22 protein-coding genes and 1 pseudogene are annotated in these 25,035 nt (G+C 64.1%); 22 read left to right on the plus strand and 1 reads right to left on the minus strand.

Annotated features, from left to right (window positions below; genetic code table 11):
• Nucleotides 1–22: 22 nt before the first annotated feature.
• From OKW38_RS17665 to OKW38_RS17700, 8 genes and pseudogenes are all read left to right on the plus strand, one after another.
• Nucleotides 23–838, plus strand: coding sequence for an SPOR domain-containing protein (locus OKW38_RS17665; protein ID WP_429362476.1), 816 nt, complete (start codon nt 23–25; stop codon nt 836–838).
• Between the two features lie 176 nt (nt 839–1,014).
• Nucleotides 1,015–1,653 carry a thiol:disulfide interchange protein DsbA/DsbL gene (locus OKW38_RS17670; protein ID WP_090802791.1) on the plus strand — a complete coding sequence of 213 codons (639 nt, stop codon included), beginning with the start codon at nt 1,015–1,017 and terminating at the stop codon, nt 1,651–1,653.
• 15 nt (nt 1,654–1,668) lie between these two features.
• Complete coding sequence (locus OKW38_RS17675) at nt 1,669–2,442, plus strand: SDR family oxidoreductase (protein ID WP_429362477.1); 774 nt, start codon at nt 1,669–1,671, stop codon at nt 2,440–2,442.
• A 3-nt stretch (nt 2,443–2,445) separates the two neighbouring features.
• Nucleotides 2,446–3,265: pseudogene (locus OKW38_RS17680) on the plus strand (helical backbone metal receptor).
• A 282-nt stretch (nt 3,266–3,547) separates the two neighbouring features.
• A complete protein-coding gene (locus OKW38_RS17685; protein WP_429362479.1) occupies nt 3,548–5,134 on the plus strand; it encodes an ABC transporter substrate-binding protein in 1,587 nt (528 codons plus the stop codon).
• 155 nt (nt 5,135–5,289) lie between these two features.
• Nucleotides 5,290–5,844 (plus strand): hypothetical protein, encoded by a 555-nt coding sequence (locus OKW38_RS17690; protein ID WP_429362481.1) that lies wholly within the window; start codon nt 5,290–5,292, stop codon nt 5,842–5,844.
• 226 nt (nt 5,845–6,070) lie between these two features.
• Nucleotides 6,071–7,414 (plus strand): IS4 family transposase, encoded by a 1,344-nt coding sequence (locus tag OKW38_RS17695; RefSeq protein ID WP_429362483.1) that lies wholly within the window; start codon nt 6,071–6,073, stop codon nt 7,412–7,414.
• A gap of 182 nt (nt 7,415–7,596) precedes the next feature.
• On the plus strand, nt 7,597–8,040 hold the full coding sequence (locus tag OKW38_RS17700; protein ID WP_429362485.1) for a lysozyme inhibitor LprI family protein: 444 nt from the start codon (nt 7,597–7,599) through the stop codon (nt 8,038–8,040).
• A 100-nt stretch (nt 8,041–8,140) separates the two neighbouring features.
• Here the strand turns inward: OKW38_RS17700 and OKW38_RS17705 are convergent, their stop codons facing one another.
• The gene (locus tag OKW38_RS17705; RefSeq protein WP_429362487.1) at nt 8,141–9,214 is read right to left on the minus strand and encodes an MBL fold metallo-hydrolase; all 1,074 of its coding nucleotides are present in this window, start codon (nt 9,212–9,214) and stop codon (nt 8,141–8,143) included.
• Between the two features lie 158 nt (nt 9,215–9,372).
• Here OKW38_RS17705 and OKW38_RS17710 point away from each other — a divergent pair, with 158 nt between their 5' ends.
• The 14 genes from OKW38_RS17710 to OKW38_RS17775 all read left to right on the plus strand — a co-directional run bounded on the left by OKW38_RS17710 (nt 9,373) and on the right by OKW38_RS17775 (nt 25,030).
• The gene (locus tag OKW38_RS17710; protein WP_090802783.1) at nt 9,373–9,777 is read left to right on the plus strand and encodes a MerR family transcriptional regulator; all 405 of its coding nucleotides are present in this window, start codon (nt 9,373–9,375) and stop codon (nt 9,775–9,777) included.
• 39 nt (nt 9,778–9,816) lie between these two features.
• Entirely contained in the window at nt 9,817–11,634 is a 1,818-nt protein-coding gene (gene aceK, locus OKW38_RS17715) for a bifunctional isocitrate dehydrogenase kinase/phosphatase (protein ID WP_429362489.1), read from the plus strand.
• Between the two features lie 72 nt (nt 11,635–11,706).
• Entirely contained in the window at nt 11,707–12,915 is a 1,209-nt protein-coding gene (locus OKW38_RS17720) for an acetyl-CoA C-acetyltransferase (RefSeq protein ID WP_184051305.1), read from the plus strand.
• Between the two features lie 28 nt (nt 12,916–12,943).
• A complete protein-coding gene (locus OKW38_RS17725; protein ID WP_184026369.1) occupies nt 12,944–13,621 on the plus strand; it encodes an SDR family oxidoreductase in 678 nt (225 codons plus the stop codon).
• A 33-nt stretch (nt 13,622–13,654) separates the two neighbouring features.
• Nucleotides 13,655–14,785 (plus strand): acyl-CoA dehydrogenase family protein, encoded by a 1,131-nt coding sequence (locus OKW38_RS17730; RefSeq protein ID WP_429335660.1) that lies wholly within the window; start codon nt 13,655–13,657, stop codon nt 14,783–14,785.
• A 7-nt stretch (nt 14,786–14,792) separates the two neighbouring features.
• On the plus strand, nt 14,793–15,248 hold the full coding sequence (locus OKW38_RS17735; protein ID WP_429362491.1) for a YchJ family protein: 456 nt from the start codon (nt 14,793–14,795) through the stop codon (nt 15,246–15,248).
• Nucleotides 15,249–15,866: 618 nt separating this feature from the next.
• Nucleotides 15,867–17,174 (plus strand): dienelactone hydrolase family protein, encoded by a 1,308-nt coding sequence (locus OKW38_RS17740; protein WP_429362493.1) that lies wholly within the window; start codon nt 15,867–15,869, stop codon nt 17,172–17,174.
• 351 nt (nt 17,175–17,525) lie between these two features.
• Entirely contained in the window at nt 17,526–18,887 is a 1,362-nt protein-coding gene (bioA, locus tag OKW38_RS17745; protein ID WP_429362495.1) for an adenosylmethionine--8-amino-7-oxononanoate transaminase, read from the plus strand.
• Complete coding sequence (gene bioF, locus OKW38_RS17750) at nt 18,887–20,071, plus strand: 8-amino-7-oxononanoate synthase (RefSeq protein ID WP_429335656.1); 1,185 nt, start codon at nt 18,887–18,889, stop codon at nt 20,069–20,071. The genes bioA and bioF overlap by 1 nt, the downstream gene beginning before the upstream one ends.
• Nucleotides 20,068–20,808 (plus strand): dethiobiotin synthase, encoded by a 741-nt coding sequence (gene bioD, locus OKW38_RS17755; protein ID WP_429362497.1) that lies wholly within the window; start codon nt 20,068–20,070, stop codon nt 20,806–20,808. Before bioF ends, bioD begins: the two co-directional genes overlap by 4 nt.
• A gap of 52 nt (nt 20,809–20,860) precedes the next feature.
• Nucleotides 20,861–21,961, plus strand: a complete 1,101-nt coding sequence (gene bioB, locus OKW38_RS17760) for a biotin synthase BioB (protein WP_429362499.1) — start codon at nt 20,861–20,863, stop codon at nt 21,959–21,961.
• A 528-nt stretch (nt 21,962–22,489) separates the two neighbouring features.
• Nucleotides 22,490–23,431, plus strand: coding sequence for a 2-hydroxyacid dehydrogenase (locus OKW38_RS17765; RefSeq protein ID WP_429362501.1), 942 nt, complete (start codon nt 22,490–22,492; stop codon nt 23,429–23,431).
• A gap of 116 nt (nt 23,432–23,547) precedes the next feature.
• Nucleotides 23,548–24,474 carry a hydroxymethylglutaryl-CoA lyase gene (locus tag OKW38_RS17770; protein WP_429362503.1) on the plus strand — a complete coding sequence of 309 codons (927 nt, stop codon included), beginning with the start codon at nt 23,548–23,550 and terminating at the stop codon, nt 24,472–24,474.
• A gap of 34 nt (nt 24,475–24,508) precedes the next feature.
• The gene (locus OKW38_RS17775; protein ID WP_090802760.1) at nt 24,509–25,030 is read left to right on the plus strand and encodes a YbaK/EbsC family protein; all 522 of its coding nucleotides are present in this window, start codon (nt 24,509–24,511) and stop codon (nt 25,028–25,030) included.
• Nucleotides 25,031–25,035 lie beyond the last annotated feature (5 nt).

Raw genomic sequence — 25,035 nt, forward strand, 5'->3', positions numbered from 1 at the left:
CTTTTTGCAGGTGATTCGTACGATGGCAAAACCACGCCGCACAACAAAGCAATCGAAGCAAACCGGGGGCACTTTTCTCGGCATCGTGCTGGGCCTGATCGTCGGCCTGGCGATCGCGGTAGTGGTGGCGCTGTATATCACCCGTGCACCTACGCCGTTCGTGTCGAAGGTCGCGCCGCCAGCGGCGACCGACAACGGTGCGAGCCAGCCGCAATACGATCCGAACCGTCCGCTGCAAGGCAAGACGCCGGGCCAGCCGGTGCCGCAGGCCGCGCAACCGGCTCCGCCGAACACCGCGCCGGGCCAGACCAACGCCCAGACCCAGTCGGGCATGCTCGAAGAACCGCAGATCGTCGAAGTGCCGCCGTCGGGCGGCAACGCGAATAACAACGGCACTGCGGTCGCGCCGAATCCCGCGCAAGAGAACGGCACCGGCGGCACCGGCGGCACCGGCGGCATCGTCGCGCCGGCGCCGGCGAAGAAGCCGCAGACCTCGAGCGCGCCGGCCGCCACGGCGGCAGGCTCCGCGCCTAAGAGCGCGACCACGCTCGCCAACGCCAAGCCGGGCCCGGCCGCCGCTCCGGCGCCGGGCGAGGCGAACACCGGCTATTTCCTGCAGGTCGGCGCGTACAAGACCGCCGCCGATGCCGAACAGCAGCGCGCGCGCCTCGGGTTCCAGGGCTTCGAATCGAAGGTCACGCAGCGCGATGCCGGCGGCGTCACGTACTACCGCGTGCGCATCGGGCCGTTCTCGAAGTTCGAGGACATGAATTCGAGTCGTCAGCGTCTGTCGGACGCGGGTGTCGATACCGCGGTGATCCGCTTCACCAAACAATAAATAAACGGTAATGCCGGCTCGCACGGCGCATCGAACTATCGGCGCGGCGCGCGAGTCACAAGCACGATGGCCGCTTCGACCTGTATTGTGGCGGGCGGCCGCACCGAATCCGACCAGCGGCGACGGGCCCTTCGCATGGCGTCGCCGCGCTACCGCCTTATCTGGGTCTACACAACATGAAAAAGCTGCTGAGCATCCTGTTTCTCTCGCTAGGCCTGATCGCGGCCAGCGCGCATGCGTCGCCGACCGCGCCGGTTGCCGGCAAGGACTACACCGTGCTGGCCTCGCCGCAACCGACCGACGTGCCGGCCGGCAAGATCGAAGTCATCGAATTCTTCTGGTACGGCTGCCCGCATTGCAATGAATTCGACCCGTTCCTCGAAGCCTGGGTCAAGAAGCAGGGCCCGGACGTCGTGTTCCGCCGCGTGCCGGTCGCCTTCCGCGACGACTTCATCCCGCACTCGAAGATGTACCACGCGCTCGACGCGCTCGGCGTCGCGAACGAACTGACGCCGAAGGTGTTCAACGAAATCCATGTCAACAAGAACTATCTGCTGACGCCGGAAGACCAGAGCAAATACCTCGCGACGCTCGGCGTCGATCCGAAGAAGTACATGGAAGCGTACAACTCGTTCTCGACGCAAAGCGCGCTGCAGAAGGACAAGAAGCTGCTCGACGACTACAAGATCGACGGCGTGCCGACGCTCGCGGTGCAGGGCAAGTATGAAACCGGCCCGGCCGCGACCGGCACCCTGCCGGGCACGATCCAGGTGCTCGACTACCTCGTCTCGCAAGTCCGCGCCAAGAAGATGTAATCACGAGGCGCCGGTATGAGCTCTCCGCTGAAGGTTTTCATTACCGGCGCTTCGAGCGGCATCGGCCTCGCGCTCGCCGGCGAATACGCACGGCGCGGCGCGATTCTCGGCCTCGTCGCCCGCCGCGGCGACGCGCTCGCCGCGTTCCAGCGGTCCCATCCCCAGAACACCGTCTCGATCTATGCAGTCGACGTGCGCGACGCGGAAGCGCTCGCCGATGCGGCCGCGCGCTTCATCGCCGCGCACGGCCTGCCGGACGTCGTGATCGCCAACGCCGGCATCAGCCGCGGCGCGCTGACGGGTCACGGCGATCTGCGCACGTTCCGCGAGGTGATGGACATCAATTACTTCGGCATGGTCGCGACGTTCGAGCCATTTGCCGCCGCGATGGCCGCATCGAAGCGCGGCACGCTGGTCGGCATTGCGAGCGTCGCGGGCGTGCGCGGCTTGCCCGGTTCGGGCGCGTACAGCGCATCGAAATCGGCGGCCCTGAAGTATCTCGAGGCGTTGCGCGTCGAGATGCGGCCGTTCGGCGTCGGGGTCGTCACGATCGCGCCCGGCTATATCCGCACGCCGATGACCGAGCACAATCCGTACAACATGCCGTTCCTGATGGACCCCGACCGTTTCGCGGCGAAGGTCGCGCGAGCGGTCGAACGGCAGACGTCGTTCGGGGTGTTTCCGTGGCAGATGCGCGTGGCCGCGATGCTGCTGCATGTGCTGCCGCGCTGGCTCTACGACCGCGTGTTCGAACGCGCGCCGCGCAAGCCGCGCGCCGCCGCCGAGTAAGCCATGCAGTCCCGTGCGGTCGATGCAGCCGGCGTCGCGCACGAATCCGCGGGCACCGACGCACGCATCGTGTCGCTGGTGCCGAGCCTCACCGAAACGCTGTTCGCGCTCGGCCTCGAACGGCAGATCGTCGGGCGCACCGGCTTTTGCGTGCATCCGCGCGACAAGGTCCGGGCGGTGCCGAAGGTCGGCGGCACGAAGGCCGTCAAACTGGACGCGATCCGCGCGCTGCGCCCCACCCATCTGATCGTCAATGTCGACGAGAACGAACGCGACACCGTCGAGCAACTGCGCGCGTTCGTGCCGCACATCGTCGTCACCCATCCGCAGACGCCGCACGACAACCTCGCGCTGTTCGCGCTGCTCGGCGCGATCTTCGGGGCGTGAAGAAGAAGCGCGGCGCTTGAGCGACTCGCTCGAAGCGCGTCTGCGCGAAGCCGGCGCTCACGCCTTCGCCGCCCAGAGCGTGCTGTACCTGATCTGGCGCGAACCGTGGATGAGCGTCGCACACGACACCTATATCGCCGCGATGCTGCGCCTCGTGAACTGGCATACGCTGCCCGACGTGCGCGGCGGCAGCGCGGGCGCCGCGCGTTACCCCACGCTCGACTTCGACGACGCGCCGTGGCTCGCGCAGGTCGAGCGCGTGCTGCTGTCGAGCGAGCCGTACCGCTTCACGGCCGCGCATCGCGATGCGCTCGCGCGCGATCCGCGTCTCACCGGCAAGCGCATCGATCTGATCGATGGGGAAATGACGTCGTGGTACGGCGTGCGCGCAATAAGTGGCATCGGCTACCTGCTGCGTCAGGCCGCCGCAGCCTGAGGCGGCAGCATGGCCGCGCCGCCCCCATATGGATATGTCGATTAAATTGTTGTCGCCAAAATGGCCCTTCGATAAGCTTTCGCGAAGGCGCGCCGCCGGCCAGGCCTCGAAGGCCTGGCGCCCAGGCCTCAGGCCGGGATCGCCCGACCTGTACGACGGCGCCGGGAACGTATCACAATCGTGGCGACGCGCGCGCCGGGACCGCTGACCTGCCCGCTCACGCATCGCCGCCATAAACACAACCAGACGCACTGCCTGACTGCGCTCGTTACCGGAGATCCTATGCGCTTCAAACTGCTCGCAGCCGCCATCCTGCTCACTGCGCCCGCGCTCGTGCTCGCCAAACCGTTGACCGTCTGTACCGAATCGAGCCCCGACGGCTTCGACGTCGTGCAGTTCAATTCGCTCGTCACGACGAATGCATCGGCCGACGTGATCTTCAACTCGCTGGTGTCGTTCGACGAAGCCGCGAAGAAGGTCGTGCCCGCGCTCGCCGACAAGTGGGAAGTGAGCCCCGACGGCCTGACGTACACGTTTCACCTGCGCCCCAACGTGCAGTTCCAAACCACCGACTACTTCAAGCCCACCCGCGCGCTCAATGCCGACGACGTGATCTTCACGTTCGACCGCATGCTCAACGACAGCAATCCGTGGCACAAGGTGGCGGGCGCGAGCGGCTTCCCGCATGCGCAATCGATGGGGCTGCCGAAGCTGATCAGGTCGATTACCAAGGTCGACGACAACACGGTCAAGTTCGAGCTGAACGAGCCGAACGCGACGTTCCTGTCGATCCTGACGATGGGCTTCGCGTCGATCTATTCGGCCGAGTACGCGGATCAGTTGCTGAAGGCCGGCCAGCAGGTCGATCTGAATGCGAAGCCGATCGGCACCGGCCCGTTCGTGCTGAAAAGCTATACGAAAGACGCGGTGATCCGTTATGACGCGAACCCGACCTACTGGGGACCGAAGCCGAAGATCGAGCGCCTGATCTACGCGATCACGCCGGACGCGACCGTGCGCGCGCAGAAGGTGAAGGCTGGCGAATGCCAGATCGCGCTGTCGCCGAAGCCGCAGGATCTCGCCGACGCGAAGAACGACAAGTCGCTCGCGATCGTGCAGACGCCCGCGTTCATGACAGCCTTCGTCGCGCTGAACACGCAGCAGAAGCCACTTGAAAACCAGAAGGTGCGCGCCGCGCTGAACATGGCGTTCGACCGCACGACATATCTGAAGACCGTGTTCGACAACACCGCGACGCCGGCCGTCAACCCGTTTCCGCCGAATACGTGGAGCTACAACCACTCGATCAAGGGCTGGCCGTACGACCCGGCGAAGGCGAAGAAGCTGCTCGCCGACGCGGGCTATCCGAACGGTTTTGAAACGACGATCTGGGTGCGTCCGAATGGCAGCGTGCTCAATCCCAATCCGAAGGCCGGTGCCGAACTCCTGCAGGCCGACTTCGCGAAGATCGGCGTGAAGGCGGAAGTCAAGGTGATCGAATGGGGCGAGCTGATCAAGGAGGCGAAGCAGGGTCAGCATGACACGCTGTTCATGGGATGGGCCGGCGACAACGGCGATCCGGACAATTATCTGTCGCCCCTCTTCAGTTGCAACGCGGTGAAGTCGGGCATCAACTTCGCGCGCTTCTGCGATCAGGACCTCGACAAGCTGATCGCCGACGGCAGAGCGACGTCCGATATCGCCAAGCGCACGAAAGCGTATGAAGCCGCGCAGCAGATCATCCACGACGAAGCGCTGTGGATTCCGCTCGGCTATCCGACCGCTGCCGCGATCACGCGCACGAACGTGAGCGGGTATCACGTGAGTCCGTTTGGTCGGCAGAATTTTGGGGCGGTGGTGGTGCAGTGATTTTGCGCTGCGGTTAGCGCAGGCGGCCCTGCAAGAAAGCCCGGTTTTTGAACCGGGCTTTTTCTTTTCAACGCGCGAATTGGCTGGTTGCATCTGACACTGCGTAACCTTTTTTCGACGTGATCTCGGGCCTTCGCCCGCCAGACCGATTCCTAATGCAATTTTCCTCAGGCAAGAAGCTGATAATTGCTTGCAAAGTAGCCGCCCACACTTTGACAGAAGGAATGGTTATGGCAATGCAAGCTCCAACGAGGACAGGTTTTGAACGGTGGCAGGATGGCGTTAGCAAGGCTGTAAGCGATGCCAAATGGAATTCCTGGGACTGCGAGATCCAGATGGCAGTCCATGAGTACAACCGGCATCTTCACGGCACTTCCGGGTACGTGCCCTTGGACTGGCAGCTTATCAAGGCGATGTTGTGGGTCGAAACAGGTGCCCACGATCCGCAGTGGAACGCCAAGCCGATGCAAATCGGGGTTGCAGGCGATCCTGGATTAGCATCGCTGCTTTCACGCAAAGAAGGCGGTGATTTGATTGTGCCGTCAGCCTGGATAGGACGGCTGACAATGGCCTCTGTCAGAACGATACCGGCGTATAACATTCGTGCTGGTATTGGTTATTTGCTAATGCGCATGGCACATTTTAAGTACAGAAGCGTACTTGGTGCTGACCCTGAGGTTTACGAAATCCGCGGTGAGGCCAGGAGATAGCCTCGACAAGATGGCGAGGGCTCAGGGCACCACGATCGACACGTTAAAAAAGCTGAATCCCACCGCCACTGTTCTGCGCCCCGGACAAGTGTTGAAGTCATAGCGTTATACACATCTCGCTGCGGCAGCCGCCCGCGCCAGCAAGCCGTTTACATTCAATGACTTGGAGGCTGGGCTTGTAAACTTTGGCCGGATCGCGTCTACTCTCGTAATTTGGGCGGACGCGGTGACGAAGGCGGCACAGCAGTGGATCGAGCAGGAATTTGCGGGGCTGGACCTTGGCGACGCCCGCCTGGACAGGAGGGCAAAGAAATTGATGGAACGACTTGCGGCCAATCCGACGGCCAGTATCCCCCAGGCGTGCGATAGCTGGAGCGAGACGTGCGCGGCGTACCGATTTTTGCGCAATACGGATGTGGCCTGGGAAGCCATCCTGGAGCCGCATTGGGCGAGCACGCAGGAACGCATGCGCAGCCAGTCGGTCGTGCTGTGCATCCAGGACACCACCGAGCTTGATTTTAACGGCCAGGACATCGACGGTCTGGGGCCGTTGAACTACGAAGCAAGGCGCGGGCTGTACTTGCACCCGACCTATGCGGTGACGACCGAACGCGAACCGCAGGGCGTGCTCGATGCATGGATGTGGGCGCGCGAGGAGCTTGACGCCGATGGTGTACGTCCTGGGCCGAAAGAAAGCACGCGCTGGATCGAAGGCTACGAGCGCGTGGCGGAAATGGCGCCGGACATGCCGCACACGCGACTGGTGTACGTGGCCGACCGCGAGGCGGACATGGTGGAAATGATGCGCCGGGCGCACGAACTGGGCACGCCAGCGGACTGGCTGGTGCGCGCCCAACATGACCGCTGCCTGCCCGGCGGTGACGGCGCCAGGCTGTGGGCGAGTACAACCAGCGCTGAGCCCTTGGGTGAAATCACCTTCATGACCGGCGCCCGCGAGACTCAGAAGAGCCGCACCGTACGCCAGCAACTGTGGGCTCGCGAAGTCGAGATAGTGGACGGCGAACGCGGCAAGCTCAAGGTTCACTGCGTAATCGCACGCGAAGTGGGGGCGCCCGCTGGCATCAAGCCGATTGAGTGGCGTTTGCTGACCAACCGAGCCGTCGCAACCCAGGAAGACGCGGTCGAACTGATCAATTGGTACCGGGCCCGATGGGAAATCGAAATCTATTTCCATGTGCTCAAGAACGGCTGCGAAGTCGAGACCCTGCAATTGGCCGCTGTCGACCGGATCGAGCGTGCGCTGGCCTTGTTCCTGGTAGTGGCATGGCGTGTGACGTATCTGATGCGCAAAGGCCGGACCTGTCCGGATCTGGATGCCGCCTTGTTCTTCGATCCGGACGAAATTCGTGGCGCCCACCTGCTGGCCAAAAAGAAGATGCCGACGCCGCCGCCCACTGTGAATGAGGTCGTGCGGCTGATTGCGCAAATCGGTGGTTTCCTCGGCCGAAAGAGCGACGGTGAACCGGGTGCCAAGACCATCTGGCGAGGGCTCGATCAGGTACTCGCTGCCGCTGACACGCTACGCGCGCTCCGCGACGGGCTCGGCTAAGGACTTATGTATAACGCTATGGTGTTGAAGTACCGGAAAGCTTCAGTTCAAAACGCTGTTACAAGCTGGCGTCCCATGTCCGCGCCAGTGATAGCGGAGCGTTACAACGGAGGGGGCGACCCCAACTACGCCAGGAAGCTTGATTACGCTTTGTCAATGGTGCGCAAAGGAAAGGTAGCCCTATGCGCACAATGAAGCTGATCTGTTTCGGTTTGACCGCCTACCTGCCAACAATGGTCCTTGCGGCCTCAACTGCTCCCGTTGCAAGCGAACGGGCTCTGCGCGAGGAATGCAGCGCGTTCTCGCAAGCGGGAATGCGGGACTGTCTGGCAGAGAAAGCAGAGGCCAGTCTGAAGGCCCTCAAACGAGCCGAGGAGAAGATGGCTGGCACCCTCTCCAAATGGGATGAAGACAACAAGTACGTCAACCAGGCCAGGGCAAAACTCGTCGCATCAAACAGGAAATTCGCGGAGTACCGCAAGGCTCAATGCGAATTCGCAGCTTCGCTAAGTGGTGGTGGGGCTGGCAATTCGCACGAATTGGGCCGTTTGGCTTGCATTTCCGAACTCAACAACCGGCGAGCCCAGCAACTACGCGACGCTGCCTCTGACTTGCCGTTGAAGTAGTTCGCACGAAAGGACGCCTGGCATCGTTGCGCCGCTCAGTGCCTCCGCGTAGCGCGGACCTATTCGTCCTCGCTTCTACGCCCGCAGCCAACGGCCGAGATCACACCGCCGCAAACCGAATCACCCCATCCGCATCCTGCGTCCGCTTCAAATCCCCCGCCCGCCACAGCAGATGCAAATGCGCGAGCGCCTCACCCATCGCGAATGTCATCTGATGGATATCGAGCTGGCGCTTGAACATCAGCGGCACGATATCGGCGGCGCTGCGCGGCTTTTCCGCGCATGCTTCGCGCACTTCGGCGAGCCGCGCGTCGTGATGCTCGCGCAGTTGCTCAATGCGCGTGCGCACGCCGCGAAACGGCTTGCCATGCGACGGCAGCACGAGCGTGTCTTCAGGCATCGTCTCGTAGCGGCCGAGCGACTCCAGATACAGTTCGAGCGGCGAACCCTCAGGCTCGATATCGAACACCGACACGTTGGTCGAAATGCGCGGCAGCACCATGTCGCCGGAAATCAGCGTGCCGGTTTGCGCGCAGTGCAGCGCACAGTGTTCCGGCGAATGGCCGAAGCCCGTCACCACGCGCCACGTCCTACCGCCAATCCTCACGTCCTCGGCTTCGCGCAAACGACGGTATTGCCCCGGAATCGCCGGCACGAGGCTCGCGTAGTAGCTATTGCGATTGCGCAGTTTTTCGAGCGATTCGGCGTCGGTCAGACCGTGCCGCGCGAAGTGCCGCGCCGCGGCCTCGCCACCCGCGTTCGAGCCACCGCCGGTCGCCATCACGCGCGCCTGCATGTATTCACCGAGTGTCATCCACAGCCGCGCGTCCCAACGCTTTTTATCGCCACCGCCGCACACCCAATGCGCGAGGCCGATGTGATCCGGATGGCAATGCGTGACGATCACGCGCAGCACCGGCAGGCCGTCGAGCACCGATTCGAACACGCTCTCCCAATTCGCCTTGATCGTGTCCGACGTGATACCGCAATCGACCACGGTCCAGCCTTGCTGGCCGTCGATCTCATCGCGCAGCAGCCACAGGTTGATATGGTCGAGCGCGAATGGCAGCGGCATGCGCAGCCAAAGCACGCCGGGCGCGACTTCCATCGTGCGGCCCGCGTCGGGCATCGTGTCGTTGAAGGGGTATTCGAGCTGGTGTTCGAGTGCATTCATGGGGACTGTCTTCCTCCGACGACCCTCCGGCATGGCGAGGTGTGCGATGCCGGTCGGCCGGGTTGTGGTTGCTTTCCGCTCAGGTTGACGATAACGTAAACGTCGATTCTATCGTCCAATCCGGTTTTGTGCCGACCAAGCGGCCACGAGATGTCCCGATGAATACGCAATACACGATTACCGAGCTCGCGCGCGAATTCGACGTCACGCCACGCGCGATCCGTTTCTACGAAGACCAGGGTTTACTCTCACCGAGCCGCGAGGGTTCGAGCGGCTTGCGGCGCGTCTATTCGGGCCGCGACCGCACGCGTCTGAAGCTCACCTTGCGCGGCAAGCGGCTCGGCTTCACGCTGTCGGAGATCCGTGACCTGCTCGACGTCTACGAATCGCCGACCGATACCGTACCGCAGTTGCACGCGTTCCTCGCGACGGTCGCGCGTCATCGCGAAGTGCTCGAACGTCAGCGAGAAGATCTCGACGCGACGCTCGAAGATCTCGCGCAGTATGAAGCGCAGGCGCGCGCGCTGCTCGATGGCGCGAGGCACGACGCGAAGCCTGCCTGAAGCGGCCTGACTCTGACCGGCGTTTGCGGAGCGCGCGTGATGAATCACTTCCCCAAGCTGTTATCGTCGCAAATCGGTTTCGACGTCGCGCAGACGATGCTCGATGGGTTCGACCGTCACTACCGGATCTTTCGCGACGCGGCGATCCACGCGAAGACGCTGTTCGAAGCCGGCGACTGGCACGGCCTGCAAAAGCTCGCGCGCGACCGCATCACGTCGTACGACGATCGCGTGCAGGAATGCGTGCAGTTGCTCGAAGACGAGTACGACGCGGAGAACATCGACAGCGAAGTGTGGCAGCAGATCAAGCTGCACTACATCGGCCTCCTGACCACGCACCGTCAGCCGGAATGCGCGGAAACCTTCTTTAATTCGGTTTCCTGCAAGATTCTGCATCGCTCGTACTTCAACAACGATTTCATTTTCGTGCGCCCGGCGATCTCGACCGAATACATCGAGAACGACGAACCGGCCGCGAAGCCGACGTATCGCGCGTATTACCCCGGTACCGATGGACTTGCCGCAACGCTCGAACGGGTCGTCACGAACTTCCAGCTCGATCCGCCGTTCGAGGATCTGACGCGCGACGTCGCCTGCGTGATGCAGTCGATTCGCGAAGCGTTCGGCGTGTTCGACGAAGCGCCGAACTTCCAGATTCACGTGTTGTCGTCGCTGTTTTATCGCGACAAGGCTGCATATATCGTCGGGCGCATCATCAACGGCGAGGCGCTGCTGCCGTTCGCGGTGCCGCTGCGTCACGTGAAACCGGGCGTGCTCGCGCTCGACACCGTGCTGCTCAAGCGCGAGCAGTTGCTGATCACCTTCAGCTTCTCGCACTCGTATTTTCTGGTCGACATGGAAGTGCCGTCCGCGTATGTCGAGTTTCTGCGCACGATCATGCCGGGCAAGCCGAAGGCGGAAATCTATACATCGGTGGGTCTGCAGAAGCAGGGCAAGAATCTGTTCTATCGCGATCTGCTGCATCACCTGAAGCATTCGAGCGACCGCTTCATCGTCGCGCCCGGCATCAAGGGGCTCGTGATGCTGGTGTTCACGTTGCCGTCGTTCCCCTACGTGTTCAAGCTGATCAAGGACAACTTTCCGCCGCCGAAGGAAACCACGCGCGCGCAGATCCAGCAGAAGTATCTGCTCGTCAAACGTCATGACCGGCTCGGCCGGATGGCCGACACGCTCGAATATTCGAGCGTCGCGCTGCCGCTCGCGCGGCTCGACGAAACGCTGTTGCGCGAACTCGAAAAGGAAGTGCCGTCGCTGATCGAGTACGACGGCGACAACCTCGTGATTCGCCATCTGTACCTAGAGCGACGCATGGTGCCGCTCAATCTGTTCCTGCAGAACGGTAACGACGACGACGTCGAGCGCGGCATCAAGGAATACGGCGACGCGGTGAAGGAGCTGATCCAGGCGAACATCTTCCCCGGCGACTTGCTGTACAAGAACTTCGGCGTCACGCGACACGGCCGCGTCGTGTTCTACGACTACGACGAGATCGAATACCTGACCGACTGCAACGTGCGTGCGGTGCCGGCGCCGCGCAACGAGGAAGACGAAATGTCGGACGAGCCATGGTACGCGGTAGGCCCGCACGATATTTTCCCGGAGACGTACGGCACGTTCCTGCTCGGCGATCCACGCGTGCGGCGCTCGTTCATGCGGCATCACGCGGATTTCTTCGAGCCCGAGCTGTGGCAGCGATACAAAGATTTTCTGTTGAAGGGCGATCTGCCCGATTTTTTCCCGTACGACCGGAGCGTGCGCTTTTGCGTGCGTTATCCGGAGCGGTTCGCCGGAGCGCCCGATGCGCAGGCGGACGAGCCAAATGTGCGCGTGGCTTGATGAATCCCACAAGGGTTCGCAGCGGGCAACGCGCGGCGGTAGCCATCCAAGCTATGACCAAGGAGCTCGAACATGAGTGACGCAAACCACAGTGGTATCAACGCCGATCCAATCGTAATCGTCAGCGCGGCGCGCACGCCGATGGCCGGCTTTCAGGGCGACTTCGCGTCGCTGAGCGCGCCGCAACTCGGCGCGGTCGCGATCAAGGCGGCCGTAGAACGAGCGGGTCTGAAGCCCGAGCAGATCGACGAAGCGGTGATCGGTTGCGTGCTGCCCGCCGGCCTCGGCCAGGCGCCCGCGCGCCAGGCCGCGCTCGGTGCGGGTCTGCCGCTCGCCACCGGCTGCACGACGGTCAACAAGATGTGCGGCTCCGGCATGCGCGCGGCGATGTTCGCGCACGACATGCTGGCCGCCGGCTCGCTCGACGTGATCGTCGCGGGCGGCATGGAAAGCATGACGAACGCGCCGTATCTGCTGCCGAAAGCGCGCGGCGGCATGCGCATGGGCCACGGCCAGGTGCTCGACCACATGTTCTACGACGGCCTCGAAGACGCCTACGACAAAGGCCGTCTGATGGGCGCGTTCGCCGAGGAGTGCGCGGCGTCGTTCGACTTCACGCGCGAGGCGCAGGACGCGTTCGCGGTCGAGTCGCTGAACCGCGCAAAGCGCGCGAACGAGGACGGCTCGTTCGACTGGGAAATCGCGCCGGTCACCGTAGCGGGCCGAAAGGGTGACGTCACGATCGCGCGCGACGAGCAGCCGTTCAAGGCCAACCTCGACAAGATCCCCACGCTGAAGCCCGCGTTCAGCAAGACCGGCACCGTGACGGCGGCGAACTCGTCGTCGATCTCGGACGGCGCGGCCGCGCTCGTGATGATGCGCGAGTCGACCGCGAAACGGCTCGGCGTGGCGCCGCTCGCGCGCGTCGTCGGTCATTCGACGTTCGCGCAGGCGCCCGCGAAGTTCACCACCGCGCCGGTCGGCGCGATCCGCAAGCTGCTCGGAAAGAACGGTTGGCGCGCCGGCGACGTCGATCTGTACGAGATCAACGAAGCGTTCGCCGTCGTCACGATGGCCGCGATGAAAGAGCACGATTTACCGCACAACAAGGTCAACGTGAACGGCGGCGCGTGCGCGTTAGGCCATCCGATCGGCGCCTCGGGCGCGCGCATTCTCGTCACGCTGATCGGCGCGCTGAAGAATCGCGGTCTGAAGCGCGGTGTCGCGACGCTGTGTATCGGCGGCGGCGAGGCGACCGCGATGGGTGTCGAACTGATCTGACGCATCCACAAAATCTTCGAGGAATACGATGAAAACAGTGTTGATCGTCGGTGCATCGCGTGGCATCGGCCAGGAATTCGTCCGGCAGTACAGAAAGAGCGGCTGGCGCGTGCTCGCGACCGCGCGCGACGGCGCCGCGCTCGACGCGCTCAGCGAACTCGGCGCTGAAACCTTCGCGCTCGACGTCACCGCGCCCGAAGACATCGCGGCGCTCGGCTGGAAGCTCGACGGCGAACGGCTCGATGCCGCGATCCTGGTGTCGGGCGTGTACGGTCCGCGCACCGAAGGCATCGAAACGATCACCGCCGAGGACTTCGATCACGTGATGCACACGAACGTGCGCGGCCCGATGCAACTGCTGCCAATCCTGCTGCCGCTCGTCGAGGAAACGGACGGCGTGCTCGCGGTGATTTCGAGTCGCATGGGCAGCATCGCCGATGCAAGCGGCACGACCGGCTGGCTGTATCGCGCGAGCAAGGCGGCGCTGAACGCCGTGCTGAAGCTCGCGTCGCTCGACGCGCAGCGCGCGACCTGCGTGTCGCTGCATCCCGGCTGGGTGCGCACCGACATGGGCGGCGCGCAGGCCGCGCTCGATCCCGCGCGCAGCGTCGCTGGCATGCGCGAGGTGCTGGCGCAGGCGGCGGCATCGCGCGACGCTTTTCACGGCCGCTTCTTTCAGCACGACGGCACGCAGCTCGACTGGTAGACAACTACGTTGCATGGGACCGGAGACACGCTCATGGTGCTTGATCAGGATCACCTGATGGTGCGCGACGCGCTGCGCACCTTCGTGCGCGAAGAGATCACGCCGTACGCGGCGCAATGGGACCGCGAGCGCACCTTTCCGCGCGACGTGCACCGGCAACTCGCCGAGCTCGGTGCTTATGGCGTGCTGGTGCCCGAAGCGTATGGCGGCGCGGGCATGGACGCGCTCGCGCTCGCGTTGATCCTCGAAGAAATCGCGGCCGGCGACGGCGGCACGTCGACCGCGATCTCGGTGAACAACTGCCCCGTGTGCAGCATCCTGCTCACCTATGGCAACGACGCGCAGAAGCGCGACTGGCTCACGCCGCTCGCGCGCGGCGAGATGCTCGGCGCGTTCTGCCTGACCGAGCCGCAAGCGGGCTCGGATGCGTCGGCGCTGCGCACCACCGCGACACGCGACGGCGACGCGTACGTGCTGAATGGCGTCAAACAGTTCATCACGAGCGGCAAGAACGGCGACGTCGCGATCGTGATGGCCGTCACCGACAAGGCCGCTGGCAAGCGCGGCATCAGCGCGTTCATCGTGCCCACCGGCACGCCGGGCTACGTGGTCGCACGAGTCGAAGACAAGCTCGGCCAGCACTCGTCGGATACCGCGCAAATCGTATTCGAGGCGTGCCGCGTGCCGGCCGCGAACCTGATCGGCGCGCAAGGCGAAGGCTACCGGATCGCGTTGTCGGGTCTCGAAGGCGGGCGCATCGGTATCGCCGCGCAAAGCGTCGGCATGGCACGCGCCGCGTTCGAGGCGGCGCTGACTTACGCAAAAGAACGCGAGAGCTTCGGCGCGCCGCTGTTCTCGCACCAGGCGGTGCAGTTTCGCCTTGCCGACATGGCGACCCAACTCGAAGCCGCGCGTCAACTGATCTGGCACGCGGCGTCGCTGAAGGACGCGGGCCAGCCGTGTCTGACCGAAGCCGCGATGGCAAAACTGTTCGCCTCCGAAGCGGCCGAGCGCATCTGCTCGGCCGCCTTGCAGACTCACGGCGGCTACGGTTATCTGAGCGACTTCCCGGTCGAGCGGATTTACCGCGACGTGCGCGTGTGCCAGATCTACGAAGGCACGAGCGACATCCAGAAGATCCTGATCGCTCGCGCGCTCAATTGAAATTTCAATGAACAAGCCATTGTTGTCACTGCAAAGACCTGTCGACTGTCCGTGCGGCGGCGCCGCGCCCGACGCACGCGGGGGCACCGCGACCAAAGCCCCGCGTTTCGCGCAATGCTGCGGCCGCTATATCGACGGCGGCGAAGCGGCGCCGCGCGCGCTCGAACTAATGCGCTCGCGCTATAGCGCGTACGTGCTCGGTGCAACCGACTACCTGCGCGCGACGTGGGACCCCCGCACCTGCCCCGCCGATCTCGACGTCGATCCCACCGCGCCCGACGCGCCCCGTTGGCTCGGACTGCAGATCAAAGGCATCGCCGAAAGCGATGCCGATCACGCGACCGTCGAATTCATCGCCCGCTACAAAGTGGGAGGACGTGCTTATCGGTTGCATGAATCGAGTCGATTCGTGCGCGGCGATGATGGCCGCTGGCGTTATGTCGATGGCGACGTCAATGAGTAAATGAAGAGCACGCGACGATTAAGTAATCGCTGCATTACGCGCCGAAGCTTTCTCGTGCCTTTCACTCGCTCTCGACAAACTTTATAAAGGCCTTCGCATAGGCCTTTTTTCGTTCCTTTCACGCGGGCTTCTTCGTTGGCCTCGCACCACAGCACTGACACGACCTGTACTCGCCGCTTCCCGCCACATGTCCCCGGCCCTTGCCCGGCAAGGCTTTGAAGCCTCGTTCGCACATGCAGCAATTTTTTCGTCACGGGTTCTCCTTGATTGCACAAAACAAAATTGTCGTGCCAGGATGAGTCCGTAGTTTCATGACGTCACATTGCGAGAGCGGATCATACCGGCTCCGCAACATGCAAAGGAAGGCTGACCGGCCGCTGATCGAACGCGAGCCGCGCGGACTCCGACAGCATCAAGTGACGTTCATCCTCGACGCGTGGGGTCGCGTCGGCCGTTGGGTTCATCCCGTGCGATCTCGATTTGCGTGCGTGCGCTTCCCGCAACGTTCGCGAGTGAGTCTGTTTGTGTCGAAATCGCGAACGAAAGCTGAATGTCAGCCGCGTTTTGCGCAACCGGACAGCACGGAGTTCAGGACACGTCTTTAAAGCAGGTGCGTCAATGGTGTTGAGCAAGGTTCTGACGAAGTGTGCGGCGATCTGCGCCGCGGCCACGTGTGCTGTCACGATCGCGCATGCCGATCCGCTCGCCTACTCGTCCCTTTCCGCACACGACGCGACGCCGTCGAGCGACATCCAGGGACCGCTGTCGCGCGCCCGCGTGCCGCGCCTCGCGCTGGACGACGACGTCTACCTGCCCACCGCTCACCTGAACGAAAAGATCATCCGCGTGCCGGTCGACGCCACCGGCACGGTCACGCTTGAAACCACGATCTACAAGCCGGACGGCCCCGGCCCGTTCCCGATGATCGTCTTCAACCACGGCAAGATTCCGGGCGACCCGCGCACGCAGGAACGCAGCGACCCGCTGCCGTTCGCGCGCGAATTCGTGCGCCGCGGTTACGTCGTCGTCGCGCCGAACCGCCAGGGCTTCGGTCACTCGGACGGCGTGTACGAGCAGGACGGCTGCGACGTCGAGCGCAACGGCCTTGGCCAGGCCGGCGACGTCGCAGCGACGATCAATTACATGTCGAAGCAACCTTATGTCGACGCGACGCACATCGCGGTGGCCGGCACCTCGCATGGCGGTCTTGCGACGATCGCATACGGCACGGAAGCTGCGCCCGGCGTGCGCGCGCTGATCAATTTCTCGGGCGGCCTGCGCCAGGACGCCTGCGAAGACTGGCAAGGCAATCTGACGCGCGCATTCGGCGCGTACGGCGAGAAGGCTGTGGTGCCGTCGCTGTGGCTCTATGGCGATAACGATTCGGTGTGGAACGCACGGCTCGTCGCGGGCATGTACGCCGCGTACGGCGCACACGGCGCCAGCGCGAAGATGGTCGACTTCGGCCACTACAAGAACGACGCGCATCGGCTGGTCGGCGACCGCGACGGCGTGCACGTATGGTGGCCGGCCGTCGAAGCGTTCCTCGCGCGCGCCGGTATGCCGACTGCCGTGCAGTATCACGTCGCCGATCCGGCCGCGCCGAAGGCAACCGGATTCGCCGCGCTCGACGCGGTCGACTCGGTGCCGTACCTCGACAACGAGGGCCGCAATGGCTATCGCAACTTCCTGCATCAGTATCCGAGCCGCGCGTTCGCGGTGTCGGATTCGGGCGCGTGGTCGTGGGCCGAGGGCGGCGACGACCCGATGTCGGTGGCGGTGACGAATTGCCAGAAGCAGAGCTCCGATCCGTGCCGGTTGTATGCGGTCGACAACGCGGTCGTGTGGGGCAATCAGAACTCGCAGACGGCGGATGCAAGCGATGCCGATGCCAATGGGCGCAAAGCGATTGCGAGCCGGGAGTGAAGTACGAATAGAGGCGTGAGTCGAGGCGTGAATCGCGCCTGATTCTGATGTGCCGCAAGCCCGCCGTATCGGCGGGCTTTTTCTTGTGCGCTCAGTTCCCCCGCAAAAAACACCTCGTCACCCCAAATTCTGGCCAGTAACAGCCCACTACTTTGACGTCGCTATCTCCGTCGATTGGCGAGCTTCCCTCACGAACTCGAACGAGCTGCATCGAACGATGCTAAACCTCGACGCCACCGCGAAATACGAGCATTTCGCGGTTGATGCGCGCGACCAAATAAACCGCTAATCTCGACCCCGCGCACTCGCCGAGGCTTGCGTGCGTGGCAAAAAAGCACCCTGGAGTACTCTTTGGAAAAGTCAGCAGTCCCCCCGGTCGCCCCTGAAGATTGGGTCGCCCGCAGCCTGCGCGCGGTGTGGCATCCGTGCACGCAGATGAAGCACCACGAACGTCTGCCGCTGATCCCCGTCGCGCGCGGTCAAGGCGCGTGGCTGTACGATCGCGCCGGTCATCGCTATCTCGACGCGATCAGTTCGTGGTGGGTCAATCTTTTCGGTCATGCGAACCCGCGCATCAACGCGGCGCTGAAAGATCAGCTCGATACGCTCGAACACGCGATGCTCGCCGGCTGCACGCACGAGCCCGCCGTCGAACTCGCGGAACGTCTGCACGCGTTGACCGGCAACACGCTCGGCCACGCGTTCTTCGCGTCGGATGGCGCGTCGGCGGTCGAGATCGCGCTGAAGATGAGCTTTCACAGCTGGCGCAACCGGGGCTACGCCGACAAGCAGGAATTCGTCTGCATCGCCAACAGCTACCACGGCGAGACGATCGGCGCGCTCGGCGTGACCGACGTCGCGCTGTTCAAGGACGCGTACGATCCGCTGATTCGTCACGCCCACGTCGTCGCCTCGCCCGATGCGCGGCTCGCGCAAGCGGGCGAAAACGCCGCCGACGTCGCGCGCCGCGCGCTCGACCACGTGCTCGCGCTGTTCGAGGCGCGCGCGAACCGCATCGCCGCACTGATCGTCGAGCCGCTCGTGCAATGCGCGGCCGGCATGGCGATGCACGACGCGTCGTACGTCGCCGGATTGCGCGCGTTGTGCGACCGGTACGGCGTGCATCTGATCGCCGACGAAATCGCAGTCGGCTGCGGCCGCACCGGCACGTTCTTCGCGTCCGAACAGGCGGGCGTGTGGCCGGACTTCCTGTGTCTGTCGAAAGGCATCAGCGGCGGCTATCTGCCGCTGTCGATCGTGCTGTCGCGCGACGAGATCTTCGCGGCCTTCTATCACGACGACACCGCGCGCGGCTTCCTGCACTCGCACTCGTACACCGGCAATCCGCTCGCGTGCCGCGCCGCGCTCGCGACGCTCGATCTGTTCACGAGCGACAACGTGCTCGCCGCCAACGCACACAAATCGGCGACCCTCGCGGCCGCGCTCGCGCCGCTCGTCGAGCACGCGCAGGTGCGCAATCTGCGTCAGCGCGGCACGATCTTCGCGTTCGACGCAATGATCGACGATCCTCAGCAAGCCAAAACGTTCTCGCGCCGCTTCTTCGAAAACGCGCTGCAACGCGAGCTGTTGTTGCGCCCGATCGGCACCACCGTGTATCTGATGCCGCCGTACATCCTCGACGACGAAGAACTCGCGCTGCTCGCCACGCGCACGCGTGACACCTTCGACGCCACGCTCGCGGAGACCCGCTGATGCATCTGCTCGACACACTCGCCGAAGGCCTGAAAGAAATCGACGCGCGCGGCCTGCGCCGACGCCGGCGCACCGCCGACACACCATGCGCCGCACACATGACGGTCGACGGCCGTGAAATCATCGGCTTCGCGAGCAACGACTATCTGGGCCTTGCCGCGCATCCGCAATTGATCGACGCGATCGCCGAAGGCGCGCGCCTGTATGGCGCGGGCAGCGGCGGCTCGCATCTGCTCGGCGGTCATTCGCGTGCGCATGCGCAACTCGAAGACGATCTCGCCGAATTTGCCGGGGGCTTTCTCGACGATGCCCGCGCGTTGTATTTCAGCACCGGCTATATGGCGAATCTCGCGACGCTGACCGCGCTCGCGGGCCGCGGCACGACGCTGTTCTCCGATGCGCTCAATCACGCTTCGCTGATCGACGGCGCGCGGCTGTCGCGCGCGGATGTCCAGATCTATCCGCACTGCGACGTGGATGCATTGAGCGCGATGCTCGAAGCGTCGGAGGCGGACGTCAAGGTGATCGTGTCCGACACGGTGTTCAGCATGGACGGCGACATCGCGCCGCTGCCGCGTTTGCTCGAACTCGCCGAGCGGCACGGCGCATGGCTGATCGTCGACGATGCGCACGGCTTCGGCGTACTGGGTCCGCAAGGCCGTGGCGCGATTGCGCAGGCCGCGCTGCGCTCGCCGCATCTGATCTCGATCGGCACGCTCGGCAAGGCGGCGGGTGTCTCCGGCGCGTTCGTCGTCGCGCACGCGACCGTGATCGAATGGCTCGTGCAGCGCGCGCGTCCGTATATCTTCACGACCGCGTCGGTGCCGGCGGCCGCGCATGCGGTGTCGGCGAGTCTGCGCATCATCGGCGGCGAGGAAGGCGATGCGCGCCGCGCGCATCTGCAGCAACTGATCGAACGCACGCGCGCGATGCTGAAGGCGACGCCGTGGCTGCCCGTCGATTCACATACGGCCGTGCAACCGCTGATCATCGGCGCGAACGATGCGACGCTCGACATCGCCGCGTCGCTCGATCGCGCGGGGCTGTGGGTGCCCGCGATCCGTCCGCCGACCGTGCCGACCGGCACGTCGCGTCTGCGCATCTCGCTGTCGGCCGCGCACTCGCATGCGGATCTCGACCGGCTCGAGGCCGGCCTGCAACAAGTCGGAGCGCGCGCGGCATGAGCAACATGATCAACGATGACGGCGCGCTGTCGCTGTTCGTCACCGGCACCGACACGGAAATCGGCAAGACCTTCGTGTCGTCGGCGCTATTGCGCGGCTTCGTGCGCGAAGGCCTGCAGGCAGCAGCGATGAAGCCGATCGCGGCGGGCGCGTTCGAAGTGAACGGCGTGCTGCACAACGAGGACGCGGATCAGCTCGATGCCGCGTCGAGCGTGCTGCTGCCGCCCGCCATGCGCACGCCGTATCTGCTGAGGGAACCGGCCGCGCCGCACATCGCGGCGGCGCTGGAAAACGTCTCGTTCGATCTCGAGCACATCGTCGCGTGCCATCGCGAGGCGTTGAAGCTCGCCGAGGTGGTCGTTGTCGAAGGTGTCGGCGGCTTTCGTGTGCCGTTGACCGCGACGCAGGACACCGCCGATCTCGCCGTCGCGCTGAAGCTGCCGGTGGTGCTGGTGGTCGGCATGCGGCTCGGCTGCATCAGCCACGCGCTGCTGACTGCCGAAGCGATCGCCGCGCGCGGTCTAACGCTCGCGGGCTGGGTCGCGAATCGCATCGACCCGGACATGACCTTTCCCGACGAAAACATCGCGTCGATTCGCGTGCATTTCGCGCAAGCGTACGACGCGCCGTTGCTCGGCGTCGTGCCGCATATCAGCCCGCCGTCGCCCGAGCTTGCAGCGCAACAGCTCCACATTCGACGGCTTCTGCAAACGCTGCGCCAATTGCGCGCGGCATAGCGCTGCCCCGCAGCGCCGAACCCAAATTCATCCGTTTACGAGGATCGATCACATGACACAACTGAATATCGCAGCGGGCACCGCCGAAGCGAGCGCCGCCAACAGCAATCCGACCGCAGCCGCTACTGAAGCGAAGCCGCTCGCGCGTTGGCGCGTCGCCGATATCGTCGCGTTGTACGAACTGCCGTTCAACGACCTGCTGTTTCGCGCGCAGCAAACGCATCGCGAGCATTTCGACGCCAATGCGGTGCAACTGTCGACGCTGCTGTCGATCAAGACCGGCGGCTGCGAAGAGGATTGCGCATACTGTCCGCAATCGGTGCATCACGACACGGGTCTCGCCGCCGACAAGCTGATGCCGGTCGACGAAGTGCTGGCCGCCGCGCAGGTCGCAAAGCAGAACGGCGCAACGCGCTTCTGCATGGGCGCCGCGTGGCGCAATCCGAAGGACCGCCACCTGGAGCCGATCAAGGACATGATCCGCGGCGTGAAGGCGATGGGCCTCGAAACCTGCGTGACGCTCGGCATGCTCGAAACGCACCAGGCACAGGCGCTGCGCGATGCGGGCCTCGACTACTACAACCACAATCTCGATACGTCGCCGGAGTTCTACGGCCAGATCATTTCGACGCGCACGTACCAGGATCGGCTCGACACGCTCGAACGCGTGCGCGACGCGGGCATCAACGTGTGCTGCGGCGGCATCGTCGGTATGGGCGAATCGCGCCGCGAACGCGCGGGGCTGATCGCGCAGCTCGCGAACATGGAGCCGTATCCGGAATCGGTGCCGATCAACAATCTGGTGCAGGTGCAAGGCACGCCGCTGAGCGGGACCGAAGCGATCGATCCGTTCGAATTCGTGCGCACGATCGCGATTGCGCGCATCACGATGCCGCGCGCGATGGTACGTCTATCGGCCGGACGCGAGCAGATGGATGAGGCGTTGCAGGCAATGTGCTTCCTCGCGGGCGCGAATTCGATTTTCTACGGCGATCAGTTGCTGACCACGAGCAACCCGCAGGCGGAAGCGGATCGCAAGCTGCTCGCGCGCCTGGGGATTCGCGCTGAGTCTGCGCAGCAGATGCCGGTCGAGCAGAGCGAGTGCGAGCATGGGTGTGCGCATGGGCATGGGGATCACGGCGTGGCGAATTGAGTCGCGGAACCGCTGAGCCGCATGCGCTGCGTGCACGAACTAATGGTCTGCGTCGCCGCATAGTGGCGAAATTCACCCCGAAAGTTGGACGTTGATCCAATCTTCGGGGTGTTTTTCATGGCGAAGCTTTAATCAGCAATTCAAGAAACCTAATCAATATACAAATTGCGTCAAATTAGGAATTGTCGCAATCGATCGGGTGCATGAAAGCATGTGCGTGCCTCGCTGCGCAAGGAATCCAGGCAATCATTGTCCCGCTCGGTCGCGCATCGATGAACCAGGTTTTTGTGCTTTCGTTATCGGGCAAACGAAGAAATGCGCGGGTACGCGCGAACTCGACACCCACCACGGCATGCATCTCGAAGCGCACGTGCGTGCGCAAACGCGCGCGATTTGCGTCGAAAAAGTAGAATGAAGCCTATTCATACCGGGAGGAGACCCGATCCCGCACGCGTCGTCCGATTGCCGTCGCGCGCTCCGGGTCCGTCCCGCTCATGCCCACATCGACGCCGACGCATTCCGGACCGCATGAAAATACTCTTCTACGCACCGCACACCGAAGCCGCCGCGTGGCTGCACGACTTTGCGCGCGCTCTGCCCGCCGCCGAGCTGCGCGAATGGAAGCCCGGCGACACCGGCCCAGCCGATTTCGCGGTGGTCTGGCGTCCGCCGCGCGAGATGCTGGCCGGACGCAATACGCTGCGCGCGATCTTCAATCTCGGTGCTGGCGTCGATGCGATTCTCGCGCTCGAACACGCGCATCCGGGCACGTTGCCGCCCGAGGTGCCGTTGATTCGCCTCGAAGATACCGGCATGGGCGCGCAGATGGCCGAGTACGTGACGCATGCGGTGCTGCGCTATCTGCGCCGCTTCGACGAATATCAGGTGCTGCAAGGCGAGCGCCGCTGGAAAGTGCTCGAGCCGCATCCGCGCGCAACGTTCACGGTGGCTGTGCTCGGGCTCGGCGTGCTCGGCACGCAGGTCGCGCAAACGCTCGCTTCGTTCGGCCTGCCGGTGCGCGGCTTTACTCGCGGCGAGAAGCAGATCGATGGCATCGCAACGTTCGCCGGCGACGCGCAATTCGATAGCTTCCTCGACGGCGCGAAGGTGCTCGTCAATCTGCTGCCGCATACACCCGACACGGAAAGCGTGCTGAATGCGCGAGTCTTCGCGAAGCTCGCGCGCGGCGCATATCTGATCAACGTCGCGCGCGGCGCGCATCTCGTCGAAGCGGATCTGCTCGCTGCGCTCGCGAGCGGCCAGCTCGCCGCCGCGACGCTCGACGTGTTCCGCGAGGAACCGCTGCCCGCCGATCATCCTTTCTGGCGCGAGCCGCGCATCACGATCACGCCGCACACGTCGGCGCTGACATTACGCGAGGACAGCGTCGCGCAGGTCGCGGACAAGATCGGCGCGATGATGCGCGGCGAGCAGGTGAGCGGCGCAGTGCAACTGGAACGCGGCTACTGAGTGAAACCTGCGCCCGCACGCGTCGCAGGCGTGCGGGCTGACTTGAATTGCAGCAACGCGGCAGCACCCATCCTGGATGGGACAGCGATCAAACCGCATCGGATCGGAGACACATCATGGCCTTACCGAAGCAAGTGAAAATCGTCGAAGTGGGTCCGCGCGACGGGCTGCAGAACGAGAAGGAATTCGTGCCGACCGCGACCAAGATCGAGCTGATCAACCGTCTGTCGGCGGCGGGCTTCCGCAACGTCGAGGCAGCCTCGTTCGTGTCGCCGAAATGGGTGCCGCAGATGGCCGACGGCGCCGACGTGATGGCCGGCATCGAGCGCCGCGACGGCACGATTTACTCGGTGCTGACGCCGAACCTGCGCGGTCTCGAAGGCGCGCTCGCCGCGCGCGCCGGCGAGATCGTCATCTTCGGCGCGGCGAGCGAGGCGTTCTCGCAGAAGAACATCAACTGCAGCATCACGGAGAGCATCGAGCGATTCGCGCCAGTCGCCGCGGCGGCGAAACAACATAAGCTGCGGATTCGCGGCAGCGTGTCATGCGCGCTCGGCTGTCCGTACCAGGGCGAAGTGCCGGTCGCGTCGGTCGTCGACGTCGTCAAGCGCTTCGCGGCGCTCGGCTGCGACGAGATCGATATCGCCGACACGATCGGCGTCGGCACGCCGAAGCGCACCCGCGAAGTGTTCGAGGCCGTGACCGAAGTGTTTCCGCGCGAGCATCTGTCGGGACACTTTCACGACACCTATGGCCAGGCGCTCGCGAACATCTACGCGGCGCTGCTCGAAGGCGTCGAGATTTTTCATGCATCGGTCGCGGGGCTCGGCGGCTGTCCGTATGCGAAGGGCGCGACCGGCAACGTCGCGACCGAAGACGTGCTGTATCTGATGAACGGCCTCGGCATCGAGACCGGTATCGACCTCGCGCAAGTGGTCGAAATCGGCGACTTCATTTCGAACGCGATCGGCCGGTCCAACGTGTCGCGCGCCGGTAAAGCGCTGCTCGCGAAGGCGCGCAGCGAAGCAAACACCTGCGTATAACCGCAGCATCCATTTTCATTCAGGGTCCCAAACAATGAACGACCTCGCGTCCTTCGACTCCGACGATCTCGCCGCGCTGCCCGACTCGGCACGTCGCGTCGCGCTGCTGCTACGCGAACGCGGTCACGCGGGGCGAATCGTGATGCTGCCGGAAACCGGCAAGACTTCCGCCGAAGCGGCCGCCGGACTCGGCTGCTCGGTCGCGCAGATTGCGAAGTCGATCCTGTTCCGGCGCCGCGAAGACGACGCGCCGGTGCTCGTGATCGCGAGCGGCGCGAATCGTGTCGACGAAAAGAAAGTGGCCGCGCAGGTCGGCGAGATCGGCCGCGCGGACGCGAAGTTCGTGCGCGAGAAAACCGGCTATGCGATCGGTGGCGTGTGCCCGGTCGGTCACGCGACCGAGCCGCTCACGTTGATCGATGCGGATTTGCTCGAACTGGAGAGCCTGTGGGCGGCCGCCGGTCATCCGCACGCGGTGTTCAATCTGACCGCGCAGGAGCTGATCTCGCTCACAGGCGCGCCGGTCGTCGATGTCGCGTTGCGCGAGCCGGCCTGAACACG

The sequence above is a fragment of the Paraburkholderia sp. MM5496-R1 genome, assembly GCF_050436205.1.
Classification (GTDB): Bacteria; Pseudomonadota; Gammaproteobacteria; order Burkholderiales; family Burkholderiaceae; genus Paraburkholderia; species Paraburkholderia tuberum.